22 protein-coding genes are annotated in these 26,492 nt (G+C 69.8%); 14 read left to right on the top strand and 8 right to left on the bottom strand.

Annotation, left to right across the window (positions count from 1 at the left end; genetic code table 11):
* Positions 1-585, top strand: coding sequence for a DUF1629 domain-containing protein (locus tag FMP39_RS14555; RefSeq protein WP_141590489.1), 585 nt, complete (start codon positions 1-3; stop codon positions 583-585).
* Here the strand turns inward: FMP39_RS14555 and FMP39_RS14550 are convergent.
* Positions 542-1,663 carry a hypothetical protein gene (locus FMP39_RS14550; RefSeq protein ID WP_194858398.1) on the bottom strand — a complete coding sequence of 374 codons (1,122 nt, stop codon included), beginning with the start codon at positions 1,661-1,663 and terminating at the stop codon, positions 542-544. The two genes, FMP39_RS14555 and FMP39_RS14550, sit on opposite strands and share 44 nt — an antisense overlap.
* Before the next feature lie 120 nt (positions 1,664-1,783).
* On the opposite strand from FMP39_RS14550, the gene FMP39_RS14545 reads away from it, so the two are divergent.
* From FMP39_RS14545 to FMP39_RS14535, 3 genes are read left to right on the top strand one after another with little or no spacing between them, the layout of a single operon-like run.
* Positions 1,784-2,248 carry a DUF4150 domain-containing protein gene (locus FMP39_RS14545; RefSeq protein ID WP_090491111.1) on the top strand — a complete coding sequence of 155 codons (465 nt, stop codon included), beginning with the start codon at positions 1,784-1,786 and terminating at the stop codon, positions 2,246-2,248.
* Entirely contained in the window at positions 2,245-3,585 is a 1,341-nt protein-coding gene (locus tag FMP39_RS14540) for a TIGR02270 family protein (RefSeq protein WP_141590485.1), read from the top strand. Before FMP39_RS14545 ends, FMP39_RS14540 begins: the two co-directional genes overlap by 4 nt.
* 40 nt (positions 3,586-3,625) lie before the next feature.
* The gene (locus tag FMP39_RS14535) at positions 3,626-6,301 is read left to right on the top strand and encodes a hypothetical protein (RefSeq protein ID WP_141590483.1); all 2,676 of its coding nucleotides are present in this window, start codon (positions 3,626-3,628) and stop codon (positions 6,299-6,301) included.
* A gap of 16 nt (positions 6,302-6,317) precedes the next feature.
* Here the strand turns inward: FMP39_RS14535 and FMP39_RS14530 are convergent, their stop codons facing one another.
* Both FMP39_RS14530 and FMP39_RS14525 read right to left on the bottom strand, forming a co-directional pair.
* Entirely contained in the window at positions 6,318-8,183 is a 1,866-nt protein-coding gene (locus FMP39_RS14530; protein ID WP_141590480.1) for a glycoside hydrolase family 15 protein, read from the bottom strand.
* 22 nt (positions 8,184-8,205) lie between these two features.
* Positions 8,206-9,291 carry a glucose 1-dehydrogenase gene (locus FMP39_RS14525; protein WP_141590478.1) on the bottom strand — a complete coding sequence of 362 codons (1,086 nt, stop codon included), beginning with the start codon at positions 9,289-9,291 and terminating at the stop codon, positions 8,206-8,208.
* 212 nt (positions 9,292-9,503) lie between these two features.
* Between FMP39_RS14525 and FMP39_RS14520 the strand changes: the two genes are divergently transcribed.
* Entirely contained in the window at positions 9,504-10,070 is a 567-nt protein-coding gene (locus FMP39_RS14520; RefSeq protein WP_228557993.1) for a hypothetical protein, read from the top strand.
* 25 nt (positions 10,071-10,095) lie between these two features.
* Here FMP39_RS14520 and FMP39_RS14515 read toward each other — a convergent pair whose 3' ends face one another.
* On the bottom strand, positions 10,096-10,449 hold the full coding sequence (locus FMP39_RS14515; RefSeq protein WP_141590474.1) for a hypothetical protein: 354 nt from the start codon (positions 10,447-10,449) through the stop codon (positions 10,096-10,098).
* Between the two features lie 198 nt (positions 10,450-10,647).
* Here FMP39_RS14515 and FMP39_RS14510 point away from each other — a divergent pair, with 198 nt between their 5' ends.
* From FMP39_RS14510 to FMP39_RS14495, 4 genes are all read left to right on the top strand, one after another.
* Positions 10,648-11,547 (top strand): ABC transporter ATP-binding protein, encoded by a 900-nt coding sequence (locus FMP39_RS14510; RefSeq protein WP_141590472.1) that lies wholly within the window; start codon positions 10,648-10,650, stop codon positions 11,545-11,547.
* A gap of 9 nt (positions 11,548-11,556) precedes the next feature.
* A complete protein-coding gene (locus FMP39_RS14505) occupies positions 11,557-12,318 on the top strand; it encodes an ABC transporter permease (RefSeq protein ID WP_090491119.1) in 762 nt (253 codons plus the stop codon).
* A gap of 79 nt (positions 12,319-12,397) precedes the next feature.
* Positions 12,398-13,408 (top strand): ABC transporter substrate-binding protein, encoded by a 1,011-nt coding sequence (locus FMP39_RS14500; RefSeq protein WP_141590470.1) that lies wholly within the window; start codon positions 12,398-12,400, stop codon positions 13,406-13,408.
* Positions 13,409-13,466: 58 nt separating this feature from the next.
* Entirely contained in the window at positions 13,467-14,237 is a 771-nt protein-coding gene (locus tag FMP39_RS14495; RefSeq protein ID WP_141590467.1) for an HAD family phosphatase, read from the top strand.
* Between the two features lie 6 nt (positions 14,238-14,243).
* Here FMP39_RS14495 and FMP39_RS14490 read toward each other — a convergent pair whose 3' ends face one another.
* Positions 14,244-14,735, bottom strand: coding sequence for a hypothetical protein (locus FMP39_RS14490; RefSeq protein WP_141590465.1), 492 nt, complete (start codon positions 14,733-14,735; stop codon positions 14,244-14,246).
* 622 nt (positions 14,736-15,357) lie between these two features.
* Between FMP39_RS14490 and FMP39_RS14485 the strand changes: the two genes are divergently transcribed.
* A complete protein-coding gene (locus FMP39_RS14485) occupies positions 15,358-16,323 on the top strand; it encodes an NYN domain-containing protein (RefSeq protein ID WP_141590464.1) in 966 nt (321 codons plus the stop codon).
* Positions 16,324-16,339: 16 nt separating this feature from the next.
* Here FMP39_RS14485 and FMP39_RS14480 read toward each other — a convergent pair whose 3' ends face one another.
* On the bottom strand, positions 16,340-18,379 hold the full coding sequence (locus FMP39_RS14480; protein WP_194858397.1) for a PilZ domain-containing protein: 2,040 nt from the start codon (positions 18,377-18,379) through the stop codon (positions 16,340-16,342).
* Between the two features lie 317 nt (positions 18,380-18,696).
* Between FMP39_RS14480 and FMP39_RS14475 the strand changes: the two genes are divergently transcribed.
* Both FMP39_RS14475 and FMP39_RS14470 read left to right on the top strand, forming a co-directional pair.
* Positions 18,697-19,191 (top strand): YkgJ family cysteine cluster protein, encoded by a 495-nt coding sequence (locus tag FMP39_RS14475; RefSeq protein ID WP_141590462.1) that lies wholly within the window; start codon positions 18,697-18,699, stop codon positions 19,189-19,191.
* Positions 19,192-19,301: 110 nt separating this feature from the next.
* On the top strand, positions 19,302-20,030 hold the full coding sequence (locus tag FMP39_RS14470; protein WP_228557992.1) for a hypothetical protein: 729 nt from the start codon (positions 19,302-19,304) through the stop codon (positions 20,028-20,030).
* A gap of 10 nt (positions 20,031-20,040) precedes the next feature.
* On the opposite strand, the gene FMP39_RS14465 is transcribed toward FMP39_RS14470, so the two are convergent.
* Complete coding sequence (locus FMP39_RS14465; protein ID WP_141590587.1) at positions 20,041-20,472, bottom strand: hypothetical protein; 432 nt, start codon at positions 20,470-20,472, stop codon at positions 20,041-20,043.
* A 28-nt stretch (positions 20,473-20,500) separates the two neighbouring features.
* Positions 20,501-22,396 (bottom strand): ribonuclease R family protein, encoded by a 1,896-nt coding sequence (locus tag FMP39_RS14460; protein ID WP_141590461.1) that lies wholly within the window; start codon positions 22,394-22,396, stop codon positions 20,501-20,503.
* Between the two features lie 319 nt (positions 22,397-22,715).
* On the opposite strand from FMP39_RS14460, the gene FMP39_RS14455 reads away from it, so the two are divergent.
* Positions 22,716-25,517: a serine/threonine-protein kinase gene (locus tag FMP39_RS14455; RefSeq protein ID WP_228557991.1), complete on the top strand. Its 2,802-nt coding sequence runs from the start codon at positions 22,716-22,718 to the stop codon at positions 25,515-25,517.
* Positions 25,518-25,608: 91 nt separating this feature from the next.
* Positions 25,609-26,343, top strand: coding sequence for a head GIN domain-containing protein (locus tag FMP39_RS14450; RefSeq protein ID WP_141590459.1), 735 nt, complete (start codon positions 25,609-25,611; stop codon positions 26,341-26,343).
* The last annotated feature ends 149 nt before the right edge of the window (positions 26,344-26,492 follow it).

Raw genomic sequence — 26,492 nt, 5'->3', positions numbered from 1 at the left:
GTGAACTACTTCGTCTTCAAGGTCCAAGGCATCGAGGCAGGTTTCATCGATGAATATCCCCGGGGAAGCCCGGCAGACTGGAAGTTCGACGAAGGCATCAGCCTCATCAAACAGTTTCCTGTGGGTGGTGAGGTCTCCTTCTCCAGGAACTATCCAGACGACCGGACTGTCTACGATTTTCAACCGAACCTGATGAGCGACCTGCTTGTCTCAGGCCGCGCGCGCAAGCTCATCGAATCCCTGGAAGTCACCAACGCGGAATGGCTTCCTGTCGTGGTCAAGGACCATCAAGGCGCCGTTGTGGGTCCCGATTACGCCTTCCTCAATCTCCAGGGGGCCGAAGACGCCATCGACATGGAGCGGTCGGTCTACAGGATGAACGCCATCGCCAAGGACCAGATTGGCCGCGTGAAGAAGCTCGCCCTGAAGTACGACGCCATCTCCCCGCAGGCGAAGCTGTTCCGCTGCACCATGGAGCGCCGCCTCATCCTCATCCGCGAGGACGTGCACGCTGCCTTCGTCCAGGCGGGCCTCACCGGCTTCAAGGTCTACGCAGCCGAGGGTTGGAACGGCCTGGAGCTGTGAGGTGAATCACGGCGCGCTCCCCTGCTTCCGCGGAGGAGAGCACCAGCACCGACGACGTGGGCGCGTAACCTCGCGCCAGCCCCCGGAAGACCAACGCCGTGGCCACCGCTCCCGAGGCCACCCCCGTGTGTCCGAAGCTCTTGGCCGGCATCCACACCGCGCCTTGCTCGAAGCGGGCGTCTGTCTCCCTCAGCCGGACCTGGAGCATCCCCCACTCGAAGGCGCGCGCGTATTGCCCGTCGTGGTCCGACACCATCAACGGCGCGGACGCGTCCTGTCCCAAGGGCCCCAAGGCCGCGAGGACCTGCCGCGCCAGTTCCTGCCCGTCCGGTGGCTGCTCCCCATCCAGCGGCGCCGCGTCGCGTCCCTGCGCCACCCGCACCACGGCCATGGAGGACTCTGCGGTTTCCTCGCGCGTGAGCAGCAAGGCCACCGCGGCCTCGCCCGCCATCAACCCTGTAGGCCGTCCCGGTGTCTTCAGGCGCTGCTGCTGGTGCAGCAACGTCAACGTCTCCGGGGAGATGAAGCTGTCCACCGCGCAGACGAGCGCACGCTCCACCTTGGACACCCGCAGGTCCTCGCCCGCCGCGGCCAGCGCTTGCGCGAAGGCCACGTTCCCCGTGGGGAACGCGCGCACCAGCCCCTTCCACGCAGGCCATCCCAGCGCCTGCCACGTCCCCTTCACCAGCCGGTCCACCAGCCGCGCGATGCGCTCGCGTGCGTCGTCCGGATCTTCCTCGTAGGGGTCCTTCCCCGTCGTGAAGCCCCGTGCCTCCGGGTCGGGCAGCACCAGGTAGAGCCCCACGCCGGGCCCCAGCGCCGCGACGTCCACCCACGTCCCCAGGTCCACCAGCGCTTCCGCCAACAACGCCACCAGCCGCCCCACGCCCGAAAACCCCAGCGTGGCTTCTCCCGCCGCGTGCACGGTGACGGGGCTCGGCGCCTCGTCGCCCTTCAGGAAGACCTCGAAGTCCGGCGCCGCCGAGGGCAAGGACATCCCCGCGCGGAACGCCGCCGAGGCAGGCACCAGCCCACCCAGCGACGACGCCATTCCCATCGCCTGGACCCATCCCAACATGCGCGACACAGCCTCCTACACCGGAGGGACAGCCTTCCACGGCACGATACAACGAGCCACCACCCTGGCTCGTGACACGAGGCCAGGAGCGATACACTCCCGGGACGAGGAGCCATCCGCATGAGCGCGACCGTTGGCGTCAACAAGCTGTCCGTCGTCCACAAGGACACCGGAGGGACCACCATCGCCTTCCCGGACGTCTGCAAGACGCCCAGCCCCGCCGGTCCCGTGCCCATTCCCTATCCCAACGTCGCCATGTCCTCGGACACGGCGAAGGGCACGACGAAAGTCTCGGTGGATGGCAAGCCGGTGTGCGTCGAGGACTCGAACTTCAGCACCAGCACCGGCGACGAGGCGGGCACCGCGGGCGGTGGCGTCGTCTCCGGCAAGACGAAGGGCAAGGCCGAATTCGTCAACTACTCCTTCGACGTGAAGTTCGAGGGCAAGAGCGTGGCGCGGACCTTCGACCTCATGCTCCACAACGACAAGAACACCCCACCCGCACCGCTGCTCCAGGGGCCGGTCATCGCGCTCGGCAAGAGCGACACGAAGGCCAGGTGCCTCGTCTGTGAAAAGGAGCTGTGAGGCCCTTGTCGCCACGCCGTCCAACGGTCCGCTGGGAGCTGCTGGAGCGCCACCTCGAGGAAGCCGAGTTCCTGTGGACGCAGTGGGAGCACGGCCTCTGGAGCCCGGAGCTCACCCTGTCCTCGCTGGCCGAGGGCGATGAAGGGCGCCTGCGGGCCCACCTCGATGCACTCGTGCTGGGAGGCAGCGCCGCCGCCACCCGCTTGCTGCTCCCCGCGCTGGCCTCCGAGGACCCCGCGCGCGTGGCCAGCGCGGCGTGGGCCCTGCTCTCCGCCGAGGACGCCGACTGGCGCGAGCCTGTGTTCCAACAGTTGGAGCAGGGGTCCGAAGAGACGCATCCGGGCCTCCTCCGCGCGCTGGAGCTGCTCGACCGGCCAGACCTCCACGCCCTGCTCCTGAAGAAGCTGCCGACGTTGCAGCCAACGCTCCAGGCGGGAGCGCTCCGGGTCGCGCGCGTCCGTCACCTCGACACGAGCGTCGCGCTCGAGAAGCTCGACTGGGAGGCCGACCCGGCGCTGCATGCCGAGGCGCTTCGTGCCCTTCCCTTCGCTCCCAGGACGCAGGCAGGGGATGCCCGGCTGTCACGCGCCCTGAGCCATGCCCATCCCACCGTGAGCAACGCCGCTCTGGAGACCGGGTTGCTGCTGGGCTCGCGTGAGGCCTGGGAGCACGCCCGGGGTTCCTCGTCGCGCGGCGCGCTCCTCGCGCTCGCCGTGGCGGGTGAGTCGAAGGACCTCACGGGCCTCCTCGCGCGCCTGAAGGATGGCTCCACACCGGCGGAGGTCATCTGGGCGGTGGGCTTCAGTGGCAGGCTCCTGGCGGCCGAGGCGTTGCTGCCGCTGCTGCGTGATGAGGCCCAGGGCCCGCTGGCCGCGGCCTCCTTCGCCGCCATCACCGGACTCCCCATGGTGCCTCCTTTCCTCGTGGAGGCACCCGCCGACGAGGAGGAGGACGCGGAGGAGGCCGAACCCGAGGCCGAGGACCTCCAGGCGTGGCTCCCCAGCCCCCGGGCGCTTCCCAGCGAGGTGGACGCCCAGGCCGTGGAGACCTGGTGGACGCGGCGGCGCGGCGGCTTCACGGAAGGCGCTCGTTTCCTGAGGGGCATACCCCTCACCGTGGAGGTGCTGGTCAGGGCCCTGGAGACCGAGCCCATGAGGCGGCGCCCCTCGCTCGCCTGGGAGACGGCCCTGCGCAGCGGGGGCACGCTCCAGATGGAGTCCCGGCAGTGGACGCGGGTGCAGCGCGAGCAGGCGCTTCCCCTGCGGGGGCAGCGCCCGGAATGGCTCGTCCGGGCAGGGAGCTGGCCGCAGGGCCGCCGAGGCGACACTCCCGCCTGATGGGGTAGAGGCATGCCACCTCGGTGGATAGGGTGCATCCATGGCAACCTGGAGCCCCACTGCCTTCGCCCGCGGACTCGCGTCGCTGCGCGCCTTCGCCAACGCCGAGCCGGAGCTGTCCGCGAGCGCTCGTGCCGACTTTCCAACGACGTGGGCCGACGAGCGGTTTCCCTGGATGAGCGCCACCCTGATGGCGTGGACCCTCCATGGACGGGAAGACGCCGAGGGCCGCACCGCGGCGGACCGTCAGCTCCTCAGGGACGGGCAACGCCTGTCGCGCGCCGAGCGCGGCTTGCTGTCAGCCCTGGCCGCGTCCTGGTGCTCGGTGTTCGAGGTGGAGGAGGTGCGGCTCGGCCAAGGACTGCGCTTGAGGGACCTCGTGCTCGACGAGGTGCTGGAGGTGAAGGAGCGCAGCCTCACCACGCAGGTAGCCCGCTACGACTTGATTGCGAGCTGGGTGATACCCACCGAGGACCACCTGGAGCTGGTGGGAGGCATCGTCGCGATTCCCCGCCCCCTGCGTGAGCACGTCGTCGTCGCCGCGCGTCACGCGTTCGCCACCCATCAGCCTCCAGCCGACGACGTGCCCGGCCGCCGCAGGCAGGCACGGCGGCTGACGCCCTTTCTTTTCACGCGCGTGCTGGAGCTGCTCACCACTGATCGGCCACTCCTCAACTTCGAGGACGAGCCGCTACGCCTCTGCACCGCGCGCTTCCGCATCCGCCACCCGGCGAAGGTCGAAGAGCACCTGCGCCGGCACGACGGCTTCACCCGCGAGGGCGAGGGTCACTACAACTGGGAAGGTCCTCGGGCGGCGGTGTGGGGCTCCCTCACGGTGGATGGCAAGGTGCTGGTCCTCACCACCCACTCCGCGCAGCGTCTGGAGAAGGGCAAGGCCCTGCTGGAGGAGTTGCTGGGCGCGGAGGCCGAGCACGAAGAGGACACGGTGGGGCCGGTGCAGTCCGTCCGAGGAGAGCCCGCGCGCGCCCTGCCAGACGACGCGCCCCCTCAGTTGGCGGACGCATTCGCGTTGATGCTCGCACAACGGGCCCGGGAGGAGCTGTCCCGGGGAATCCCCGCCTGGGGTGGAAGGAGCGCCAGCGACCTGATGCGCTCCACCGAGGGCCGCGCCCAGGTGCTCGAATGGCTGAAGGACTGGGAGTCGCAGGTGTCTCACCTCTCCGACGCCGCGGACCTGCTCTGGGATGACCTCTACGCGGAGCTGGGTCTGTCGCGTGACGAACGCATCCCGCTGACCCAGGTGTACAGCTCGAAGGAGGTCCCACGCCTCGAGCCCGTCCGCGCGGAGCTCACCACCACCGAGCTTCCCGAGGACCTCTCTCTTGAACCTCTTCCTCGCCGCCGGGCCTTCCAGGATGCCGCCCGGCGGAAGCCTCGACGGAAGCCCCCAGCACCCGAGTTGGAGCCAGGGGCCCTCTATGCCTTCAAGCTGGGCCCCATCGACGTCGGAGTGGACGGACGCACCTCCGTCTACGTCGCGGTGACGTCCGAAGGTGAGGCGCTGCCACCCGTGTTCGGGCGTCGCGACGCGGAGGGCCTGGAAGGCCTGGCGAGGGACAACGCCGGACTCAAGCGTTACTGCGAAAGCCGGCTGGCGCGTGCTGGAGCCGGCCACGGCTTCGCGTCGCGGCCCATGCCGGACTCCGTCACCCGGTTCCGGGCGGCGCTGGCCCTCCAGATGCACTGGGCCTCGGTGGAGCCGGGATTGATGGTGATGCCAGAGGTGACGGAGGCGCTCCTTGACGCCACGGCGGCGCTCATCCGCGCGGAGCCTTGGGAGAGCTGGACGAACGAAGAGGTCTTCACCGTGCATCTGGAGGGCACCGTGCGGGGCACCCGGGAGCTGTCCGTCATGGGGAGTGGGAGCAGCGAGTTCGGCTTCGCCCTCTTCGACCGGGCCGGCTCCGTGGAGCGGATGAGCATGTCCGGTCTGCCGGGCGGCAACGTCGACGTGCTCATCCCGGACTCGCTGGGCGTGACGCTCGAGGACGCGCCGGACTGGGTGGTGAAGACGGTCAAGGACGTCACCGGCCTGCCCTTCGTCCCCGACGTGATGCGCGTCCAGCGCAACACACCGCGCCTGGGCAACGCCGAGGAGCTGGTGCTGGCGGCGGCGGTGGCCCAGGCGCTCGCCCTGGCACGTCCCGAGGAGCGCGAGGTGAACGTGGAGCTGAAGGTTGGAGACCTCCGCGTTCGGGTGCAGCTGGAAATCCCCCTGCCGCTGCTGACGGGAAGCTACGTGGGAAAGCTCGACCTGCTGTCGCTGGCCACCCGGCGGCCCAAGGCGACCCACGCGCCCACGCGCTCGCTCCCCACGAAGAAGGTCTCCGAAACGCTGCTCGAGTTCGCCAAACCCATCCTGGAGGACGTGGAGGACTCGGAGGATCCGCAGGCCGAGCTCTTCACCTGCCTGGCGCTGGCCCTGAGCGCGTGGAACGCCGTGGTGCAGGACACCTGGGAGCCGGAGAAGGGCTGGGTGGAGCGGGCGCGCGCCACGCTGAAACGGATGCCCCGAGACGTCCGAGAGATGATGCTCCACGATTTCGAGCTGCTGGTGGAGCGCAAGCGGCGCCACTTCGCGGACGACCCCCGGCTGCTCGACGCCCTGGACATCGCCCGGCGGCCGGATGACCTCAGCGTCCGCCTGGCCGGCGTGGTGACGCCAGGCGCCTGGTCCGAATTCGTGGGCGTGTAGGGCGAATGACGCGGCCTCAGTCGCGCCGGCCCAGCGTGCGGTCCAGGTTGTAGGCGGAGCTGATGAGCGCCAGGTGGGTGAGCGCCTGCGGGAAGTTGCCCAGGGCCTCGCCGGACATGCCCGTCTGCTCCGCGTACAGGCCCACGTGGTTGGCGTAGCCCAGCATCCGCTCGAAGATGAGCCGCGCCTCCTCCAGCAAGTCGGGCCGGGCCACGCTGGCGCGCGTCATCGCCTCCACCAGCCAGAAGCTGCAGAGGTTGAAGGTGCCCTCGCTGCCGGCAATCCCATCCAGCGTGGCCTCCACGTCGTAGCGGAACACCAACCCGTCCGACGCCAGGCCGCCTTGAGATGGCGGCTTGCGCATGACGTCCAGCGTCTGGAGCATGCGCGGGTCCACCGGGGACAGGAAGAACACCAGCGGCATCAGCAGATTCGCCGCGTCCAGCGCGTGGCCGCCGTAGTACTGGACGAAGGCGCCCCGCTCCGGGTTCCAGCCCTTGTCCATGATGTCCTCGAAGATGGCGTCCCGCACCTTGTGCCAGCGGGCCCGGTCCGCCGGGAAGCTGCGCTTGTCCGCCAGCCGGATGGCCCGGTCCACCGCCACCCAGCACATCAGCTTCGAGTACACGAACTGCCGCTGCCCGCCCCTCACCTCCCAGATGCCCTCGTCCGGCAGCTCCCAGTTGTCACACACCCAGTCCACCAGCCGCCGCAGGTGCCGCCAGAAGTCATAGGAGATGGGGGCCGCGTACTTGTTGGACAGGTACACCGAGTCCATCAGCTCGCCGTAGATGTCGAGCTGCAACTGGTCCGCCGCCGCGTTGCCGATGCGCACCGGGCGCGCGCCGCCATAGCCCGACAGGTGCAGGAGTTCCTGCTCCTCGGGCACGCGCTTGCCGTCGATGCCGAACATCAGGGGCAGCGGCCCGTCGTCGTACTCCGCGCAGCGCGCCTCCACCCAGCGCATGAAGGCCGCCGCCTCCTGCTTGAAGCCGATGCGGAGGAACGCGTACACGGTGAAGGCCGCGTCGCGCAGCCAGCAGAAGCGATAGTCCCAGTTGCGCGTTCCGCCCGGTGACTCCGGCAGGCTGCAAGTGGGCGCCGCGACGATGGCGCCCGTGGGCGCGAAGGTCATCAGCTTGAGCGCCAGCGCCGAGCGCTGCACCGTCTCCCGCCACCGGCCCGTGTACTGGCAGCCCGACAGCCAGTGGCGCCAGTACTCCACCGTCTCCCGGAAGAGCTCCTCGGAGGACTCATGGTTGTGCACCACCGCCTCGCAGGACGTGCGCGCGCCCGGGTGCAGGGAGAAGACGGCGGACTGGTTCTCATGCAGGGTGAAGGACGCGGTGACGCCCCGCTCCGTCTTCTTCAGCTTCACCGACGAGGACAGCGTGAGCCGGAGCGTGTCAGAGGAGAAGGTGGCCCCGCTGTGGATGAGCTTCGTCTCGTGCGTATCCCGCGCGTAGTTGAAGGCCGGGAAGCACTCCATGCGGAAGACCATCTGTCCACGCACCACCCGCACGCGCCGGAGGATTTCCCGCTCCTCCTTCATCCCCTTCCTGCCCGACATGGGCATGAAGTCGACCAGCTCGCCCACGCCGTCCGGCGTGTAGAAGCGCGTCACCAGGACGTTGGTCTCCGGCCAGTAGAACTGCCGCTTCATCACCCCGTCGGGCTCCGGCGCGATGCCCCAGTGGCCTCCCTTCTCACGGTCCAACAGCGCGGCGAAGACACTGGGACTGTCGAAGTGCGGAAAACAAAACCAGTCGATGGTGCCCTCGTTGCCCACCAGCGCCACCGTCCGCAGGTCGCCGATGATGCCGTGGTCCTCGATGGCCACCGGCTTTCCCGTCACCGAAGCGCCGCCGCTTCCCGTTGCCATGCGTCACTCCTTGCCGAAGGGGTCAGATGAAACGGATGACGTCCTTGATGCCGCCGGACTTCTTGCCAGTGACGACGTCGCAGAAGTCCTCGGGCGAATGACTGGCGCAGATGAGCCGCTCCAGCCCCCCGGGCCAGCGGGCCTGGAAGTGCTGCAAGTCCTCCAGCGCCATGTCGAAGTCGACATCCGCCGCGTTCACCGTGCCCACCAGCACCTGATTGCCCAGCACCACGTCCTTGAGCACCGGTGCCACGTCGAAGGGCTCCTCCTTCGACGGCACCCCCGTGAGGATGCAGACGCCGTTGGGGCCCAGCGCCTTCAGCGTCTCCAGCGCCGCCTTCGCCACGCCCGCGGCCTCGTAGATGACGTCCGCGGCGCCGACCCTGCGGACCAGCTCCTCTGGCCGCACCTCCTTCGAGGAGATGTAGGGCACCCCCATCGCTTCCGATGCCTCGGCCTTCACGTTGGGCTTGGGACTGCGCGAATACACCGTGGTGGCATAACCCCGGCGTGCCAGCGCCATGGCGCCCAGCAACCCCACCGGCCCCGCGCCCAGCACCACCGCGCGGCCCGGACCCGCCCGCCAGGGCAACCGGTCCTGGAAGCGCTCCAACTGGCGGAGGGCCTTCTCCGCGATGGTGAGCGGCTCGGTGAGCACCGCCACCTCGCGCAGCTCCGTGGGCACCCGGTGCAGGTAGGCCACGTCCTCCACGAAGGACTCGGCGCCGAAGCCGTGAGCGCCCTTGATTCCCCGCTCGGTGTAGTCGCCGGTGATGCAGAAGTCCGGATGGCCCCCGCGGCACGGCGGGCAGGTGGCATGCGGGCACGGCCGGCGCACGCGGGGCACCACCCAGTCCCCGCGGCTCAGGCCCCGGACGGCCTCGCCCACCTCCACCACCTCGCCCAGACACTCGTGGCCCAGGATGAGGTGGTCCGAGCCCGGCGGCGGGGAGCCGTAGACGAACTCGATGATTTCCTTGTCCGTGCCACACACCCCGATTTCCCGCGTCCGCACCTTCACCTGCGTGGGGGACTGGATGCGGGGCTCGGGGGCGTCGGTGATGACACGCACCTCGCGCTTCTGGGGGAAGACGGCCACGGCCTTCATACGGGCTCCTTGCGATGCACGTCCCGGCACGCGGCCAGACGCGGACCAGGACACGGTGATGCCTGCCTGGTACGGCTGCCCGCTCAGACACGGACCCGTGGCGGCACGGGCCCGCTGGTGAACAGCGCCCGCTCCCACGTTGCCCAGGGGTCAACGCTGTGCATGCACGAAACCGCTGCCCACCCGGCCCGCCCGGGTCTATGAGGAGAGGTGTGAGCGAGCCCCAGTCCTCCTACTCCGATGACGAGCCGCGCCGCAGCCGCACCACGGCCATTGCCGCGGCGGCGTGCGTGCTGCTCGCCCTGCCCTTCCTCGTGCTGGGCCCCTACCTGCTCAACGCCAAGGCCCGCGTGGAGCTGCGGTGCCAGCCCGGCGGCGTGTGCCTGCTGTTCCATTCCAGCTGGCTCACCCGCGACGAAGTGGCCAGCTTCGCGATGAAGGATGTGCAGGGCGTCAAGGTGGACCGGACCCGGGCCGCCCGCCGCAACCGCGTGCCCATCTTCCGGCCCACGCTGGTGACGGTGCACGGCGAGTACCCCCTCTTCTTCCAGTGGGCCACCGAGGAAGCGGAAGCCACGCGCGTGGAGGCGCAGTTGGAGGCGGCCTTCGCGAACCCCGGCGGAAAGACGGTGGAGTTCGTCCGGGATGACCGCAACGCCTCCCTGCGCGTGGGCGGCGCCTTCAGCGGCGTGGGCGTGCTGCTGCTCGTCTTCGCGACGTGGCTGGGCCTGCGAACGCGGACGCACCTGCGCACCGAACAGGCGAGCCGCGCCGCCTGAGCCCCCGGGACGAAGGGCCTTCGCCTCAGCCCCCGGCGAACAGCGGGACGCCGACGAAGCGGGCCAGCACGAAGCCCGTCGTGACGCAGAAGGCCGCGCCGAAGCGCTCCAGGTCGAACCGGAACTTCCAGTCCCACAGCTTCACCTTCTGGAAGCCGGCCACGACGGCGCCCACGACGAAGGGGGCCAGCAACCCCGCGGGCCACGCCAGCCACTCGTCGTCGATGAGGGGCTCGGCGGAGAGGGCCAGGCTGCCCGCCCCCAGCAGCACGCCCAGGCCCAGCAGGAGCATCAGCCCGGCGGCGCCGAAGCGGCTCTTGTCCGAGTAGGTCTCCAGAACGCCCCGCATCAGCTTGATAATCCCGTCGTCCTCCAGCATGCCCCCATGTCTAGGACAGCCGGGCAGGCGATGAAAACACGCGTCTGAAGCGTCACCAGGTTCTACCGGGTGGGACAAAGGCCGTGGGCCACGAGCCCCTCTCCGCGCGCAAAGCAGGCGAGCAGGCCAGGAGGCCCTCAATGGGCTCTTTGCCTGCTCCCCCTTCCCACTTGCACCTACGTGCCTAGTTTGTGGCGGATGCTGCGCGCCCTCCTTGGCCGTTGGAGAAGTTCCCTGCGCCTGCTCCAGCCGGCGCATGTCGGCGCGGAGCGCGCGAAAATCAGCGTTGCCCGGCTGGACCACGAGTACGCCAACAAGGTGGTCGCCTTGCAGAACGTGGACCTCAACGTCCGCTCGGGCGAATTCGTCTGCCTGCTGGGCCCGTCCGGGTGCGGCAAGTCCACGCTGCTCTACGCGCTGGCGGGGCACGTGGTGCCCACGGGGGGCTCGGTGTCCATCGACCGGCAGCCCATCCACGGGCCCGGGCCGGACCGGCTGCTGATGTTCCAGGAAGCCGCCCTGTTCCCGTGGCTCACCGTGCGCGGCAACATCACCTTCGCGCTGGCCGCCCGGGGCGTGCCCCGCGCCGAGCGCCGCGAGCGGGCGGACACCTATATCCGGCGCGTGCAGTTGGGCGGCTTCGAGGACGCGCTGCCCCACCAGCTCTCCGGCGGCATGAAGATGCGGGCCTCGCTCGCCCGCGCGCTGGCGGTGGACCCGGCCGTGCTGCTGATGGACGAGCCCTTCGGCTCGCTGGACGCGCAGACGCGCATCCACATGCAGGAGCTGCTGCAGTCCATCTGGGTGCGCACGGGCAAGACGGTGGTGTTCGTCACCCACGACGTCCATGAAGCGCTGATGCTGGGCACCCGCGTGGTGTTGATGGCGCCCCGGCCGGGACGCGTGGTGCGGGATTTGGAAGTCCACCTGCCCATGCCGCGCCAGCCGGAGGACGCGGCGCTCAATGAAATGGTGCGGCACGTCGGTGGCCTGCTGCGTGAGGTGGAGGGCCGCGCCCACACACGCTCGCTCCGGCCAGCGCCCACCCGGGCCCCCGCCCAGCCCGTGCTCCGTCCGCAGGTGATTCCCGGCCCGTAGAGGTGCGTCATGAAACACCATGCCCAGAAGCTGCTGGTGATTGCGTTGCTGATTGGCCTCTGGGAGCTGGTGGCCCGGATGGGCGTCTGGTCTCCCCACCTGCTGCCCCGGCCCCTGACGGTGGCCCAGAGCCTGGTGGCCATGGTCACCGACGGGCGACTGGTGGGCGCGGCGGGACGCTCCCTGGGGCGGCTGCTGCGCGCCTACCTGATGTCGGTGGCCCTGGGCGTCCCCCTGGGCCTGCTGATTTCCCGCATCCCCTTCTTCCGCAACGCCGTGAAGCCGGTGGTGATGGGGCTCCAGGCGCTGCCGTCCATCTGCTGGCTGCCGCTGGCGCTGCTGTGGTTCGGGCTGACGGATGGCGCCATCCTCTTCGTCGTCGTCATGGGCAGCGTGCTGGGTATCGCCATCGCCACCGAGGACAGCGTCAACGGCGTGGACCCGCAGCTCACCCGCGTGGCCAGCACCCTGGGCGTGCGAGGGCTGCGCTTCCAGTTCGGCGTGCTGCTGCCCGCGGCCCTGCCCGGCATCGTCACCGGCCTGAAGCTGGGATGGAGCTTCGCCTGGCGCGCGCTGCTGGCCGGTGAGCTGCTCTTCGTCTCCGGCGGCCTGGGGCAGTTGCTCACGGTGGGCCGCGAGCTGATGGACGTGCCCCAGGTCATGGCCGTCATGGTGGCCATCGTCATCATCGGCACCGCGGTGGACCGTGTCCTCTTCCAGACGGTGGAGGTGCGGCTGCGGCGGCGGTGGGGGCTGACGGCGACGACGTGAGGCCCATGGCCGTGTGGCGCCTGACGCTTGGATTCGGCGGGCGTTGAAATCCCGCCGCCGCGTCACACCTTCAGCAGCCATGCGTGTCTTCCACTTCCTGTTGCCCGTGGTGGTCGCTGGACTGGCGGTGCTCGGCGCGGGCTGCAAGCGCGAGTCCGCCGCGCGCGGCCCGGACGCGCCACTGCGCCTGGGCTTCTTCCCCAACATCACCCACGCCCAGGCCCTGGTGGGCAACGCGGAGGGCACGTTCGCCTCCCAGCCGGGTGTGGGCCGCCTGGAGGTGATGCAGTTCAACGCGGGCCCCGCCGCCATGGAGGCGCTGGTGGCCGGTTCACTGGACGTGTCCTACGTGGGCAGCGGTCCAGCCATCAACACGTTCCTCAAGGCGGGGCGCGAGCTGCGCGTCATCGCCGGCGCGGTGAACAACGGCGCGGTGCTGGTGGTGCGCACGGTGAAGACGCCCGCGGAGCTCAAGGGCAAGAAGCTGGCGTCGCCACAGTTGGGCAACACGCAGGACATCGCCCTGCGCTACTGGCTCAAGCAGCAAGGGCTGACGACGCGCCTGGACGGCACCGGGGACGTGCAAATCTTCCCGCTGAGCAACCCGGACATCCTGGGCCAGTTCCTGCGCGGCGGCATTGAGGGCGCCTGGGTGCCGGAGCCCTGGGGCGCGCGCCTGGTGGCCGAGGGCAAGGGCCACATCCTGGTGAATGAGAAGGACTTGTGGCCCGGCGAGCACTTTCCCACCACGGTGCTGGTGACGACGCGACAGGTGCTGGAGACACAACGCCCGCGCGTGGTCGCCCTGCTGCGCGCGCACGTGCGACTCACCGAGCGCTGGCAGGAGGACCCGGCCGGGTTCACCACCGCGGCCAACGCCGCCTTCGGCCAGCTCACGAGCAAGCCGCTGCCCGCCGGCATCCTCCAGCAGGCCTTCTCCCGGCTGGAGCCCAGCCTGGACCCGGTGCCGCGGGCGCTCGCCACCGCGGCCGAGCACGCGAAGACGCTGGGCTTCATCACCGATGCCAACATCGACGGGCTGGTGGACCTGAGCCTCCTGGACGAGGCACGAGCGAGCGCCGCGAAGTGATGACGACGGAACACGGCTGGGGTGACGCGAGCTCGAGGCCGGGGGAGGATGCGCGCCCATGAAGATGGAGCGTGTAGAGGAGACGCTGGAGCGCATCCGGTTGGAGGCCGAGCGCGCCCCCGGCGGGGTGCTGGCCTTCGACGGCGATGGCACGCTGTGGAGCGGAGACGTCGGAGACGACCTGTTCCTGGCCCTGCTGGAGCACGGCGACATCCGCCCGGAAGCGCACGCCGCCCTGGAGCGGCTGGCCACCGCACATGGCTTCGAGAAGGGCCTGCCCGCGCGCGAGCTGGCACACCAGCTCTTCGCCGCCTTCGAGGCGGGGCGGATTCCGGAGAAGGACATCTACGAGATGGTGGCGTGGCTCTTCGCCGGTTGGCGCGTGGACGCGGTGCGCGCCTTCGCGAAGGACGTGGTGGCCCGCCACGCAGTCAAGCAGCGCATCCACCCGGAGAGCCGCCGCGTCGTCGAGTGGGCCCGCGGCCAGGGCATCCCCTGCTACGTGGTCAGCGCCTCGCCGCTCGCCGTCGTGGAGGCCGCCGTTCATGAAGTGGGGCTGGACCCCTTGAATGCGCTGGCCTGCACGCCGCGCACGGAGGATGGGACGGTGCTGGCCGGCATCGTCGAGCCCATTCCCTACGCGGCCGGGAAGGTGCATTGCCTGCGCTCGCGCACGTCCCAGCCGCTCTACGCGGCCTTCGGGGACAACGTGTTCGACCTGGAGTTGCTGGCGGCCTCGCGCGTGCCGGTGGCCATCCGACCCAAGCCGCGGCTCCGGGCGAGGGCAGCGGAACTGCCCTCGCTCGTCCAACTCCACCCGGAGGACTGAAGCGCGTCAGTCCTTCGGCTGCACCTCGCCGGCGAGCGCCAGCGCCACGTTCTCCGTGGTGTTCTCCACCTGGTAGACGGCCACCACGTGCTGGCCCTTCTCCGGCTGCTTGCGGATGCGCAGCGCGCTCAGGTCCAGGGGCACCACGGCGCCGGGCTCCGTCTCCAGGTAGAGCATCTGCCCGTTGAGCTTCAGCACCTTGCCGGACAGGCGCTTCATCTCCTCCTGGTCCGGCGTCACCTCGCGGATGGGCATGCCCACGCCATTGGCCTGAGGGCCCACGCGCAGGTTGCGCTGACTGCCGCTGCTGGAGCGGTCAATGGACATGGTCGCGCCGAAGTTGGTGAAGCTCCGGTCCAGGCCCTCCTGTCTGGGCACATTGCCAGCGCCGGAGCCGTCATCTGGGATGTTGACGGGTTCACGGGCCAGGACAGCCACCGGTACCATCAGCGCCGCCACGGCGGCGGCCCGCCAGTTCCCAGCGTGCATTCGTTTCATGGGTCCTCCTCCTGGAGGGGCCGTGAGCCCCCCGTTGCCGACAAGCTAGGCCCTGACCCGAGGCCCCACTCCTGTGGACAGAACGTTCCGTCGCACCAAGGGCCGTGTGCCATGCGGCGCGCCGGGCCCACGAGCGGACCTGCTGGCCAGGTCCGAAGCCGGCGCGCGCGTTCCAGGCAGGCGGGCGGAGCGTGCCCTCAGCCGTGGTCCCGCCCCTCCCACCTGCCTTCCGTTCCCCCAACGGACCGTGGACGTCGCATCCCCAGAAGCGGCTTGCGTGCAGCCCCCCGGTGCACCCAGCAACACCAGACAGGTGATGCGCAGCGCGTTTTCGTATCAAGCATGGTGTGTCTTTGAAGCCTGAAGCGTTGACGACGCGGCTTCCCCCTGGCCCATACAAGCGCCTGGTTTCAACCCAGCCAATTCACCATCATTGCGTCAAGCTTTGTCCCCGAGTAACATCCAATGACACATCGGCATCCCTTGTGTGAGGACCGTCCAATATTCAGCCGGTCCTTACCGGGAGCATCCTCTCTCCTCGAGCAATTCGAGCTAGGGTGCGCCGTCCTGCCCGGACCCCTTTCCCCACCGCCTTCGAGGCGGCACCACGCAGAGGCCGCACGTGAACGGTCGCAACGCTGAGCACCGCATCGCCCTCTTCATCGACTTCGAGAACCTCGTCACCAACACGGGCATCAGCTCCGCGAGCTTCGACTTGCAGCCCTCGCTCGACCGGCTGCTGGAGAAGGGCAAGGTCGTCTTCCGCCGCGCCTACTGCGACTGGTCCCGCTTCGCCGAGGCCAAAATCCGGCTGCACGAGTTCGGCGTGGAGCTCATCGACGTGCCGCCCTCCACGCGCGCCGGCAAGAATGGCGCGGACATGCGCCTGGTCATCGACGCGCTGGAGCTGTGCTACGCGCGCGAGAGCATCGACACCTTCGTCATCGGCTCCGGGGACAGCGACTTCTGCCCGCTGGCCTACAAGCTGCGTGAGAACGGGCGCACCGTCATCGGGCTCGCGGTGAAGGAGTCCACGTCGCCGCTCTTCGTGAAGGCCTGCGACGAATTCATCTACCTGCGCCCGCGCCAGTCACGCTCCGACAAGGGCGACAAGGAGAAGGGCCGGCAGAGCGTGTCCGCCGAGGAGGCGGGACACGGCAAGCGCGGCGGCCGCCACGCGCGCGACGAGAAGGGCCGGGGAGACAAGGAGAAGACGCCGCAGGGTGGCGGCAAGTCCCAGCAGCCGAAGACGGAGGTGCCGGACATCGCCCGCGAGGTGGTGCAGAGCATGCTGGCGCGCGCCACCGGGCCGGTGAACCCGTCCCTCATCAAGGAAGCCATCGTCCGCAAGGAGCCCGACTTCGACGAGCGCGAGCACGGCTTCTCCACCTTCGCCCGGCTGCTGGCCGCGCTGGAGCAGCAAGGCCTGCTGCGCCGCATCCAGCAGGGCCGCCAGTGGTACGTGGTGGCGGCGGACTTCGACGTCGGCAGTGGCGACAGCAAGGGCAAGAAGCGCGGCCCCGCGCACACCGCCGAGGAAGACGAGGAGCTGGAGTCCTACCCGGACCCGGACGAAGACGAGGGCTGAGCCCCCGTCCCCGCGACTACGCCCCCGCCGGGGGCGTGGTGGCCTCGAAGAGGTGCTCGAGGAACTCGGGCAGCAGGCTGGCGGAGATGACCCACAGCTTGCCTTCGCCCAGGTCCGCGAGCGACGCGCGCTCCACGTACTCCACGCAGGCCGCTTCCACGTAGTGGATGAACACCTTGCGCTCACGCGCGCGGTACCAGTCCGCCGCGTGGGCCAGCAGCGCCACCATGGCGTCCTGGGCCTCCTTCGTCGCGTCGTCCACCAGCGGCACCAGCCGCACGCCGTCCAGCACGTTGAAGAGGTTGAGGCCCGGCTGCGCCGTCTCAAACACCGCCAGGACGACGGGCTTGCCCTCATGCCGCGCCACCACCAGCTCGCGCTCGCGGCCCATGCCCGCCTCGCCCCAGCGCTCCTTGGCGCGCTTGAGGTCGAAGCGCTCCGGCACCAGGTCCAGCGCCTCGCGGTAGGCCAGCGGGCGCGTGCGCTCCACCTGCTGGAAGAAGGCCGCGCGCTCCGCTTCGGTGGGCGTGCCCACCTCGATGCCCGCGGGGATTTCCCAGGCCCCGTCCACCTCCGCCTCCATCAACTGGAAGGGCACGAGGCACGTCTGGCCCGTGTGCTCGTACCAGGTGGCGAAGTCGAACTTGGTGAAGCGCACCCAGCGCACGCGCGCCTCGCAGAAGGCGAAGAACCACTTCACCTCCGGGTCCACCTGCGTGGGCTCGTAGCCGCGCAGGTAGATGTCGCGCAGCGCCTCGCGCGCCGACGTGCGGCTGCCCTTCACCGGCTGACGCGCCAGCTGGTGCGCCATCCAGCTGCCTTCGTACGGCTTCACCACCGACAGCGTGGCGCCCACGGACTGCCCCTCCGGGTGCACCACCCGGTAGCCCAGCCGCGTCCGGCCCTCCAGCCGCGCCAGCGTGGCGTCGAAGCTGGGGTGCGCGTCCTCGAAGTCCTCCGGCGACTTGCCCGGCAGCCGGAAGTAACCCGAGCCGTCGAAGAGCTTCCAGGTGGCATCCCCCCAGTCACCCTCCACCTGGGTGGCCGGGTGCATCTGCGCCTCCACCAGCGCGCGCCAGGCCTGCGCGCCCGCCGCATCCAGGGGACGCACGGACATGCCGCAGCGACGGCCCGCCGCGGTGCTGGAGATGTTGCGCACCTCGGCGCGCAGCCGCACCGGCGCCATTCCTTCCGTCGCGACCTCCAGCACCGGCTGGCGCAGGCCCGGGTACAGCAGGTCCTCGCCGGGCTCCGTCAGGAAGGCGATGCCCTCATAGGACAGGTCCAACACCTGACGCCGCACGTGCACCTGCGGCCACAGCGGATGGTCGAAGGACAGCGTGCAGGCACGGCTCGGTGGCGCGCGCCGCAGCCAGCGGTGGCGGTAACGAACGAGCTCCCGGGGCAACGGCATCAGCACCAGGCCGGACTCCTCGCGCGCCTCGCTGACCTCCAGGTGCACCACGCTGCTGTAGCCGAAGGCCTCCAGGGTGAAGGGCTGCGCGGGCAGTCCGCCCTCGAAGCGCCAGCCCATGCGGCCTTCGCGCGGGTCGAAGTACGCGGCCGTCACCGGCACCTTGCGCCCGTCCGCGGTCCGCGCCATGCCGCGCGCCTGTCTGCCCACCAGCGCGTCGCAGATGCGCCGCACGCGGTCGGGGTGCTCGATGCGCTCCTTCCACACCGGCCGCGTCTCTGGCGGGAGCAGCAGGCCGTTGTCACGCAGGGCCTCCAGCACGGAGACGATGCGGCGGCCCGCGTCCAGGGGCGGCGCCAGGAAGCGCATGCTCACCTCCGGCGCGCCGCGCACGTCCATGACCTCCACGTCCAGCGCGGTGGCCCATCGCTCGCCATGGCCCAGCACCACGGAGGCGGTGTCGCCCGGCTTCGGCGCCGCCTGCGTACCGAGGTTCAGCGTCAGGTGCTCCAACGACAGCTGCACCAGCCGACACGGCGCCTGGAGGTTTCCGAATGACGCCACCGCCGTCAGTTCCGTCCCCATCCGGTAACCGAGCATCGACGCCCGGCCGCTCAACCCTTCCAGCGTGTCCGCCTGCATGACAGCTCCGTTGTCTGAAGGACGCCGATTGTACGGCTTCACAGGTGCGAGACTTGAGAATTCTCACTGGAAGCGTGAGCACGAACGAGCCGCGCGTAACCTGTTCTCCAGGACAGGACTGGATGTCTGATTTTTCAAGTGTCGCACGGATGGTCATTTCCCTCTCAGACGGGATGTGCGCCCGCATCCCATCGGGTCCGTGTGCACCCAGGTTTTTTGGGGGTGAGGGGGTGTGGCATGGCCACCGGGAGGGTGAGCGCTCGTACGCCTGCTCGCTGAGGTGGAACCAGCTCCGTCAGCGGGTTAGGGGAAGGAGCATGCCGCGCAACACCCTCTGCCTTCGTTGCGGCATGTGCTGTGACGGAACGCTTTTCACGCACGTGTCGCTCCAGCCGGAGGAAGCCCTGGCGCTCCAGCGGCGGGGACTGCCCGTGGGCGCACGCACGGATGGAAGCCTCGCCTTGATGCAACACTGCGCGGCCCTGGATGAGCGCACGTGCACCATCTACGAGGACCGCCCTGCGAGCTGCAGGCGTTATCACTGTCAGTTGTTCTCCGCGCTGACTGAGAAGGAAGTCTCGCTGGACGAAGCGCTCGCGGTGGTGGACGAGGCCCATGCGCGAGTGGCCACCGTGGCGCGCACGCTGGCGCCTGCTTCGAAAGGGGCGCCGCGCTCGGTGCTGCAACGCGCCCGGCGCGCGAACCTGCTCGAGCACGGCGGCCCGCTGTCCGCGACGGACCTGGCCACCTACGAGCATGCGGAGGTCTATCTGGATACACACTTCCGGGGGCGCTTCGGACGGCAGGATTGAGCGCGGCGACGCGGTGAATCCCAGCCGCATCGCACCCCCCGTGTGGCTACGATGCGGGCGCGATAATCCGGGCCGTGCTTCCACGGCGCCGCGTGACACCGAGGACTTCGATGAAGACGAACGCGTCCGTGCTGGCGGTGATGACGTGCTCCCTGCTGACGGCGCCGCTGGCCATCGCGGATGACACGGCCCCTGTGAAGTCCGCCTCGGTGGATTTGAACGGTGATGGCACGCCGGAAGCCGTGTCCATCCAGTTCGACGAACCGAAGAACGAGTTCATCCTCAAGGCGGGCGGCGCCACCATCCGGGGCCCCGGTGATGACAATGAGCCCGCGGGCGTGTTCATCGTGGACCTGGACAGCCGGGACAAGCGCAAGGAGCTCGTGGTGCGCACGGGGCAGACGGACTACGACCAGCGCTCGTACATCTACGGCTTCGACGGCAAGGCGCTGAAGCTGCTGGGCACCGTGCCCGCACTCACCGAGGCCAAGGGCAACGGCATCATCCTGTCCGACTCATGGCAGGGCTTCTGGAACCGGCGCGACAAGTACGTCGTGGATGCGAAGACGGGCAAGGTGTCCGAGGTGCCGCAGGACCTGTACGCCGTTGGCGTCGAGGCCACAGTGAAGCAGTCGTTCCCGCTGGCGCGCAGCCGCACGGACAAGAGCGTCGTCGCGACGTTGGCCCAGGGCTCGAAGATTCAGGTACTCGCCGCCGTGCCCTCGGGCCGCAAGGGTGAGGATTACCTCTACCTGGTGAAGTCCTCCACGGGGCTGCTCGGGTGGGCCACCGCGAAGGATTTGACGGGGAAGACGGACGGCCTGCCGTTCGCGGGTTGAGGGCCGGTGGCTAGCGCTGGACGGCGAGAATGCGCCAGCCCCGTATGTCGATGGCGTAGGTGGCTGCCTCGGTCGCGGTGGCTCCTTCGCTGCGACATGCGCCTTCCTTCACCAGGAATCTGACGAGCACGACTTCATCGTTCAGTGGAGCCGCCTCGACATCGTAGGAGTCGCGACGATGGAGGCACACGTCATCCGGCGTGGCGTCCCGAGGCGGCTTCACATCCCGAGGAAGCATGTCGTCCATCGCGAGTTCGATGGCAGCGGCCAGGTTCGCCGGCACCCGCACACGGCCTTCCGATGGGAGCCACAAGGGGTAAGGCAGCTTCGCCGCCTCCTCCTTGGAGGCATGCTCCGGGCGAAAGGGCCGCTGGAAGAGGGCGCAACCGGGGAGCATCACCAACGTCAGCAACAGGGCAACCTTGGCCCAACGAAGGCTCATCCGGGCGTCCCTCCCACGCCTGCGCCGGTTACTCGGCCAGTGCCAGCTCGATGCGGCCGAGCTGCTCGTCGGTGGAGGTCACCTTCACCGTCACTGGCATGCCCACGGTGAAGGTCCGCTCCTTGCCCACCAGGGACAGCTCGCGCGCGTCCGGCCGGAAGGGGCCTCCGGACAGGGCATCCGCGGGCACCACGCCTTCCACCAACATGCCATCCAACTGCACCACCAGGCCGAAGGGCCGCACCCGCGTCACACGCGCCTGGAACTGCTTGCCCACGTGCCCCGCCATCCACCGCGCCTCCAACTCGCGGTGCCGGTCGTTCTCCGCCCGCGTCGACGCGCGCGCCTTCGCGTTGATGTGCACCGCGAGCGCCTCCATCCCCGGGTCTTCATCCACGAAGTCCCGGCGCCCACGCAGGTACCCCTTCAACGTCCGGTGCACCGCCAGGTCCGCGTAGCGGCGAATCGGTGACGTGAAGTGCAGGTACAGCGGCGCCGCCAGACCGAAGTGCGGCCCCGGCTTCACCGTGTAGCGCGACGGGCCCAGTGAGCGCCGCAGCACCGAACGCAGCGCCGGCTCCGCCACCGCGCCTGCGATCTGCCGGTCGAACGCCGCCAGCGCGAGCGGCGTCAGCTCCCGTCCGAAGCCCGCCGCGAAGCCGGACGTCTCCGCGAACGCATTCAGGTCCGCCACCCGCAACGGGTCCGGCTGCTCGTGCACGCGGTACACCCCGGGCAGGCCGCGCGCCAGCAGCCACCCGGCGATGGACTCGTTCGCCGCCACCATGAAGCGCTCAATCATCGCGTGCGCCGACGTCGGCTTCTCACTCACCAGCCCGGACAGCTCGCCCGTCGCCTGGTCGAAGGTGAAGCGCGCCTCGTCCCGCGCGAACTCCATGCCACCTCGCGCGGCCCGCGCCACCGCCAGCCGCGCCGCCGCCAGCCGGAACCACGGCATCACCTCGCGCACCGGCTCCATGGGCGCCGACACCTCACCCCGGTCCAGGAAGGCGGCCACCTCGTCGTAGTTCAGCCGCGCCCACGAGCGGATGACACTCTCGTACACGTCCGCCGCCGTCACCCGGCCCTGCGGGTCGATGCGCAGCTCCACCGTGAGGCACAGCCGCTCCTCGCCCGGCATCAGGCTCAGCCAGTGCGAAGACAACGCTTCCGGCAACATCGGCAGCACGCGCCCCGCCAGGTACACGCTGGTGGCCCGCTCACGTGCCTCGGCGTCCAGCGCCGTGCCCTGCTTCACGTACTCCCCCACGTCCGCGATGGACACCAGGAGCCGCAGCGCCCCGTCCGGCCCCGCCGGCAGCACCGAAATCGCGTCATCGATGTCCCGCGTGGACGGCGCATCCACCGTCACCGTGGGCACGTCCCGCAAGTCCCTCCGCGCGCCCACCGCATGCGGCACCGCGCGCGCGCCTCGCGCTTCCTCGACGACTTCCGCGGAGAAGTCCTTTCGCAGCCCGTGCCGGGCGATGACGCGCTCCAGGGAGCGGTCCTCCCCTTCCTCCACCCGGTAGAGCAGCACCACCTTGCCTTCGTCGATGCGCGCCACCACCGCGTCACCGGCCTGCACCTGCGTCCCCGCCGGGTCGAGCACCCAGTCCGCGTTGGCCACCTCGCGGTCCACGTGGAGCAGGGTCGCGCCCTTGCGCAGCACCACCTCGCCGTAGACCTGCGTGCGAGGCCGCTCCACCAACGACAACTGGCTGGCCGACCAGCGCCCATCCGCGCCCGCCGTCACCGTGGCCGTGACGACGTCCCCGGCGAAGTACGGATTGAGGTCGGGCGGAGGGACGAAGGCCGACAGCACCTCGGGCGAGCCGGGCGTCTGAACGGTGAGGAAGCCGAAGCCTCGAGGGTGGACGTCGAGACGGCCGGTGACGGTGCGGGGCGAAACAGAAGTATCCATGGAACCTTGAGCGCGTGTTTAGCCCACTCCCATCCTGGGAAAGCAGGGCTCGCGCGGGAAAATGTCAGCCCCCGGGAGCACGGCCCATGGAGGGCCTGCGTCTCACCGGGAAAGCCATCGCCAGGAATTGGCGACCTGCTGCCGGGGACGCAGCCGGGCCCGCGCACCTGACATCCTCCGTCCGGGCCGCCCACGATTCCCCACCTGAATCCGGCTTCAATTCCGCCCTACCCGGGAAGTCATCAGGTCCGGTAACGAACCCGTGAGGGACGGGGCTTTCGCGTCCATCCGGCTCGCGGTGTACATTCGGCGCCATTCAATGAGTGGGAACACGCTGCCGCTCGCGCCGGAAGCGCGCTCGCTGGGCAAGTACGAGGTGCTCTGCCGCCTGTCGACGGGCGGGATGGCGGAGATTTTCCTCGCGTCCCAACGTGGCCTGGCGGGTTTCCACAAGCTGGTGGTGCTGAAGCAAATCCTCCCCGACATCCGCGGCGAGGAGGAATTCGTCCGGATGTTCCTGGACGAGGCCAAGGTGACGGCCGCGTTCAACCACCCGCACATCGCCCAGGTGTACGACCTGGACATCGCGGATGGAGAGCTCTTCCTCTCCATGGAGTTCGTCCCGGGCGCCACGCTGGTGGAGGTGGCCCGCGCGTGCCGGCAGGCCAACACCCCCATCCCCATGGGCTACAGCCTGATGGCGGTGCGCGATACCGCCGTGGCGCTGCACTACGCACACACCTTCACGGATCCGCTGGGCCGCCCCTCTCCCATCATCCACCGGGACGTGGCGGAGAAGAACATCATGGTGACGTACGAGGGCGTCACCAAGCTGCTCGACTTCGGCATCGCCAAGAGCCTGGCCCGCGCCAGCCGCACCGCGGTGGGCATGGTGAAGGGCACCAGCGGGTACATGTCGCCCGAGCAGATCATGGGCGAGCCGCTGGATGCGCGCAGCGACCTGTTCAGCCTCGGCGTGGTGCTGCACGAGTGCCTCACCGGCATGCGGCTGTTCTACGCCAAGCAGGCCGAGGCGATGATGAACGCGGTGCTGCGCTGCGAGGTGACGCCGCCCTCGCGCACCAACAAGCACATACCGCCGGAGCTGGACGCCATCGTCATGCGCGCGCTGTCCAAGCGCCGCGAGGACCGATACGCCTCCACGCTGGAGTTCGCCCGCGCCATCGAGCGCGCCGTGGGACCGCTCATCTGGCATCCCGAGCAGAGCAGCGAGCTGATGCTGCGCCTCTTCTCCGACCGACGAGAGCAGACGCGGCAGCTCCTGATGAGCGGGCAGAACGACACGGGAGACACCACCGGCGTGGTGAACCTGGCCAAGGTGATGGCCATGGGGGTCGAGCCGTCCGAGCTGCCCACCGGTGGCGTCACCTTGCCGCCGTCGCCTCGGGCTTCGGGAGCGCCTCGGAACGCCGCGCCGCCCCCCGCGCCCCGGCGTCCCACCACGGGCGCTCCCGCCGCGTCCCCTGAAGCCGGCACCGTTCGCAAGGCCGTGCTTCAGGCGCCTCCGGGCAAGCGGCTGGCCTCGCGCGCGTCTCCCGCTGACGCACACGCTCCGCCGCCTCCTCCCGCCGAGGCGACGACGCTCCCTCCGTCCGGGGGGCAGCACGTGCGCACCCAGCCGGGGATGCCGGCCCACTCCCCGGAGCACACGGTCCGCACGCAGGTGCCGGGCACTGGCCGGGACGCGGGCGCCTCTGCGTCCGCGCCGGGTGAGGCCTCCGCACGTCAGGGCTCGCGGGCCTCGGCGGCCGAGGCCCAGAATACTGATCGGGAACAGACCCAGGTCCGCGGGGTGCGTTCCCCGGAGCCACCCGCTCCGCCAGCGCCCGGGGAAGCTCGCGCCCGACCGATTCGCACGCCGGATACGCTCCCTGTCGCGGATGATGCGCCTCGGGCACGCTCGTCTCGCACGACTGAGTCGGCGCCTGCTGGCGATGACGCGCCTCGGGCCCGTTCATCCCGCGCACATGAGCCGGCTCCCACCTCCGATGATGCTCCACGGGCCCGTTCAGCTCGCACGCCCGAGCCTTCCCCGCCTGTGGACGAGCCCTCGCGTGCCGAGGCACGGTCCCGCGCGTCCCGCACCCAGGACGGCCTGCGCGCCTCCGTGCCCACGCCGCCCCCCGCCGAGCGCGACCTTCAGACGGCGATGATTCGCATGCCGGTGCTGCCCCCCGAGCGTGGCGGGGACACGGTTCCGGTGACGCCCTCACCGCGCCGCCCCATTCCTCCCCGCCGCAGGCAGGGTGGCTCCTCGACCGAGCCCACCACCCAGCCCGTCCGCTTCCACGACATGCCCATGGAGGAGGACGAAGAAGAATCCACGGTGCAAAGCCGGGGGAGCGACACGACAGGCCCCAGGCGCGCACGGGCCCCCCAGGTCCAACCACAACCTCGGCGAAGCCGGGCCTTGATGGCTGTCACGGCGGTGGTGGGCGTGCTGGCGCTGGGCGTCGCGGTGGTGATGCTGGGGCTGGATGGTGGCGTCGTGTCCTCCCGGCTGAAACCCCTGCTCGGCCAGGGTGCCCCACTGCCCTCCCAGCAAACCGCCGGGGCAAGGCCTCCGGTGAACGCGGAAAAGAACCTGGCGGCGGGGACAGCGACGCCCGCGGCCCCACCGGTGAACGATGGGCCGAAGGACACGGGTGATTCGGCCCTGGCCATCGCGGATGTGGACCCCGTCACCCTGACGGATCAGGTCCCCGTGCCGGATGAGAGTGCCCCGGACTCGGACTCCGCCACCGAGGACGACGCCCCGCTCAAGGAGCCCCGAACCTTCAAGCGCGTCCGCAACGGGACGCAGCGGAGCAAGGCGGTCGCCACGGTAGCCCGCAAGGCACCGGCCACGCCGCCCTCCTCGGAGAGCGTACCGACGGGCGAGCCCGGCTTCCTCACCCTGGTCACCGAGCCCAAGGCCCAGGTGTTCCTCGGCGGCCAGGACCTGGGCAAGACGCCGCTCTTCAAGGTGAAGCTGCCCGCGGGCCAGCACACCCTGAAGCTGGTGGATGCCACCACCAAGGCGCACCAGGTCCCCGTAGACATCAAGCCCGGGGAGACGACCTCCGTCCGCGGCCCGTTGAGCCTGCTTTCGGACCCCTGAACGGCGGGGCAGGCAATCAATGCGGGGACCGTGCGTACCTTGAGCACGCCGGGGCCCATGTCGTGGCCCCCTTTTCCATTGGAGCGTGCCCATGTCCCCCGCCCGCGTCTCAATCGTCGCCGCCTTCCTCCTCTTCGGTGCCTGTGCCCATGCCCAGGATTCTCAAGCCGGTGCGTCCGCTTCCGCACAACAGCAGCGAGGCGATGTCCGGGAGGTGCCCGACTTCGACGAGGTATCGGTGAGCCACGGCATCCGGGCCGAGGTGAAGGTGGGCCCCAAGTCCGTGCGCCTGGAGGGACCGGCCGAACTCGTGTCCCGCATCGAAATGGATGTGCATGACGGGACGCTGCGCACCCGCGTGGACAAGAAGCTCTTCAGCGGATTCAAAGGCGGCAACGTCCGCCTGTACGTCTCCAGCCCGCGCGTCGAAGGCATCCACGCCAGCGGCGGCAGCCACGTGGACGCGGACGCCACGCGCACGGACGAGTTCGACGTCGAGGCCAGCGGCGGCGCCATCGTCAACGTCCGCGGCGTGGATGCACGCCAGGTGGAAACCGAGGCCAGTGGTGGCTCGAAGGTGACGCTGGCGGGACGGGCATCGGACTTCGACGTCGAGGCCAGCGGGGGCTCCATCGTGCGGGCCCTGGACGTGAAGGGCGTCAAGACGCTGGACGCGGAAGCGAGCGGCGGCTCGCGCGTGGAGGTGGATGCGTCCGACCGCGTCAGCGGCGAGGCCTCCGGGGGCAGCATCCTCCAACTCGTGTCCCGCCCGAGCCAGAGCGACGTGCGCGCCAGCGGAGGCTCCAAGGTCGTCTACAAGGACTGACGCGCCCGCCGCCGTGGAAGGCGTGCCGCGTCAATGACAACCCACGGGTGGGGTGAACGGGACAGCACCCGGAGTGGCGGGTGGGCCGGCTTGCTCCCCAAGGGCCGGGGCGGCTGGAATGCGCGTCCCCACCCCTCGCGGAGATTCCC

It is taken from the genome of Myxococcus sp. AB056, assembly GCF_006547365.1.
Classification (GTDB): Bacteria; Myxococcota; Myxococcia; order Myxococcales; family Myxococcaceae; genus Myxococcus; species Myxococcus virescens.
Note: the sequence above shows the minus strand (reverse complement) of the source record. Positions and strands in the feature narration are given on the sequence as shown.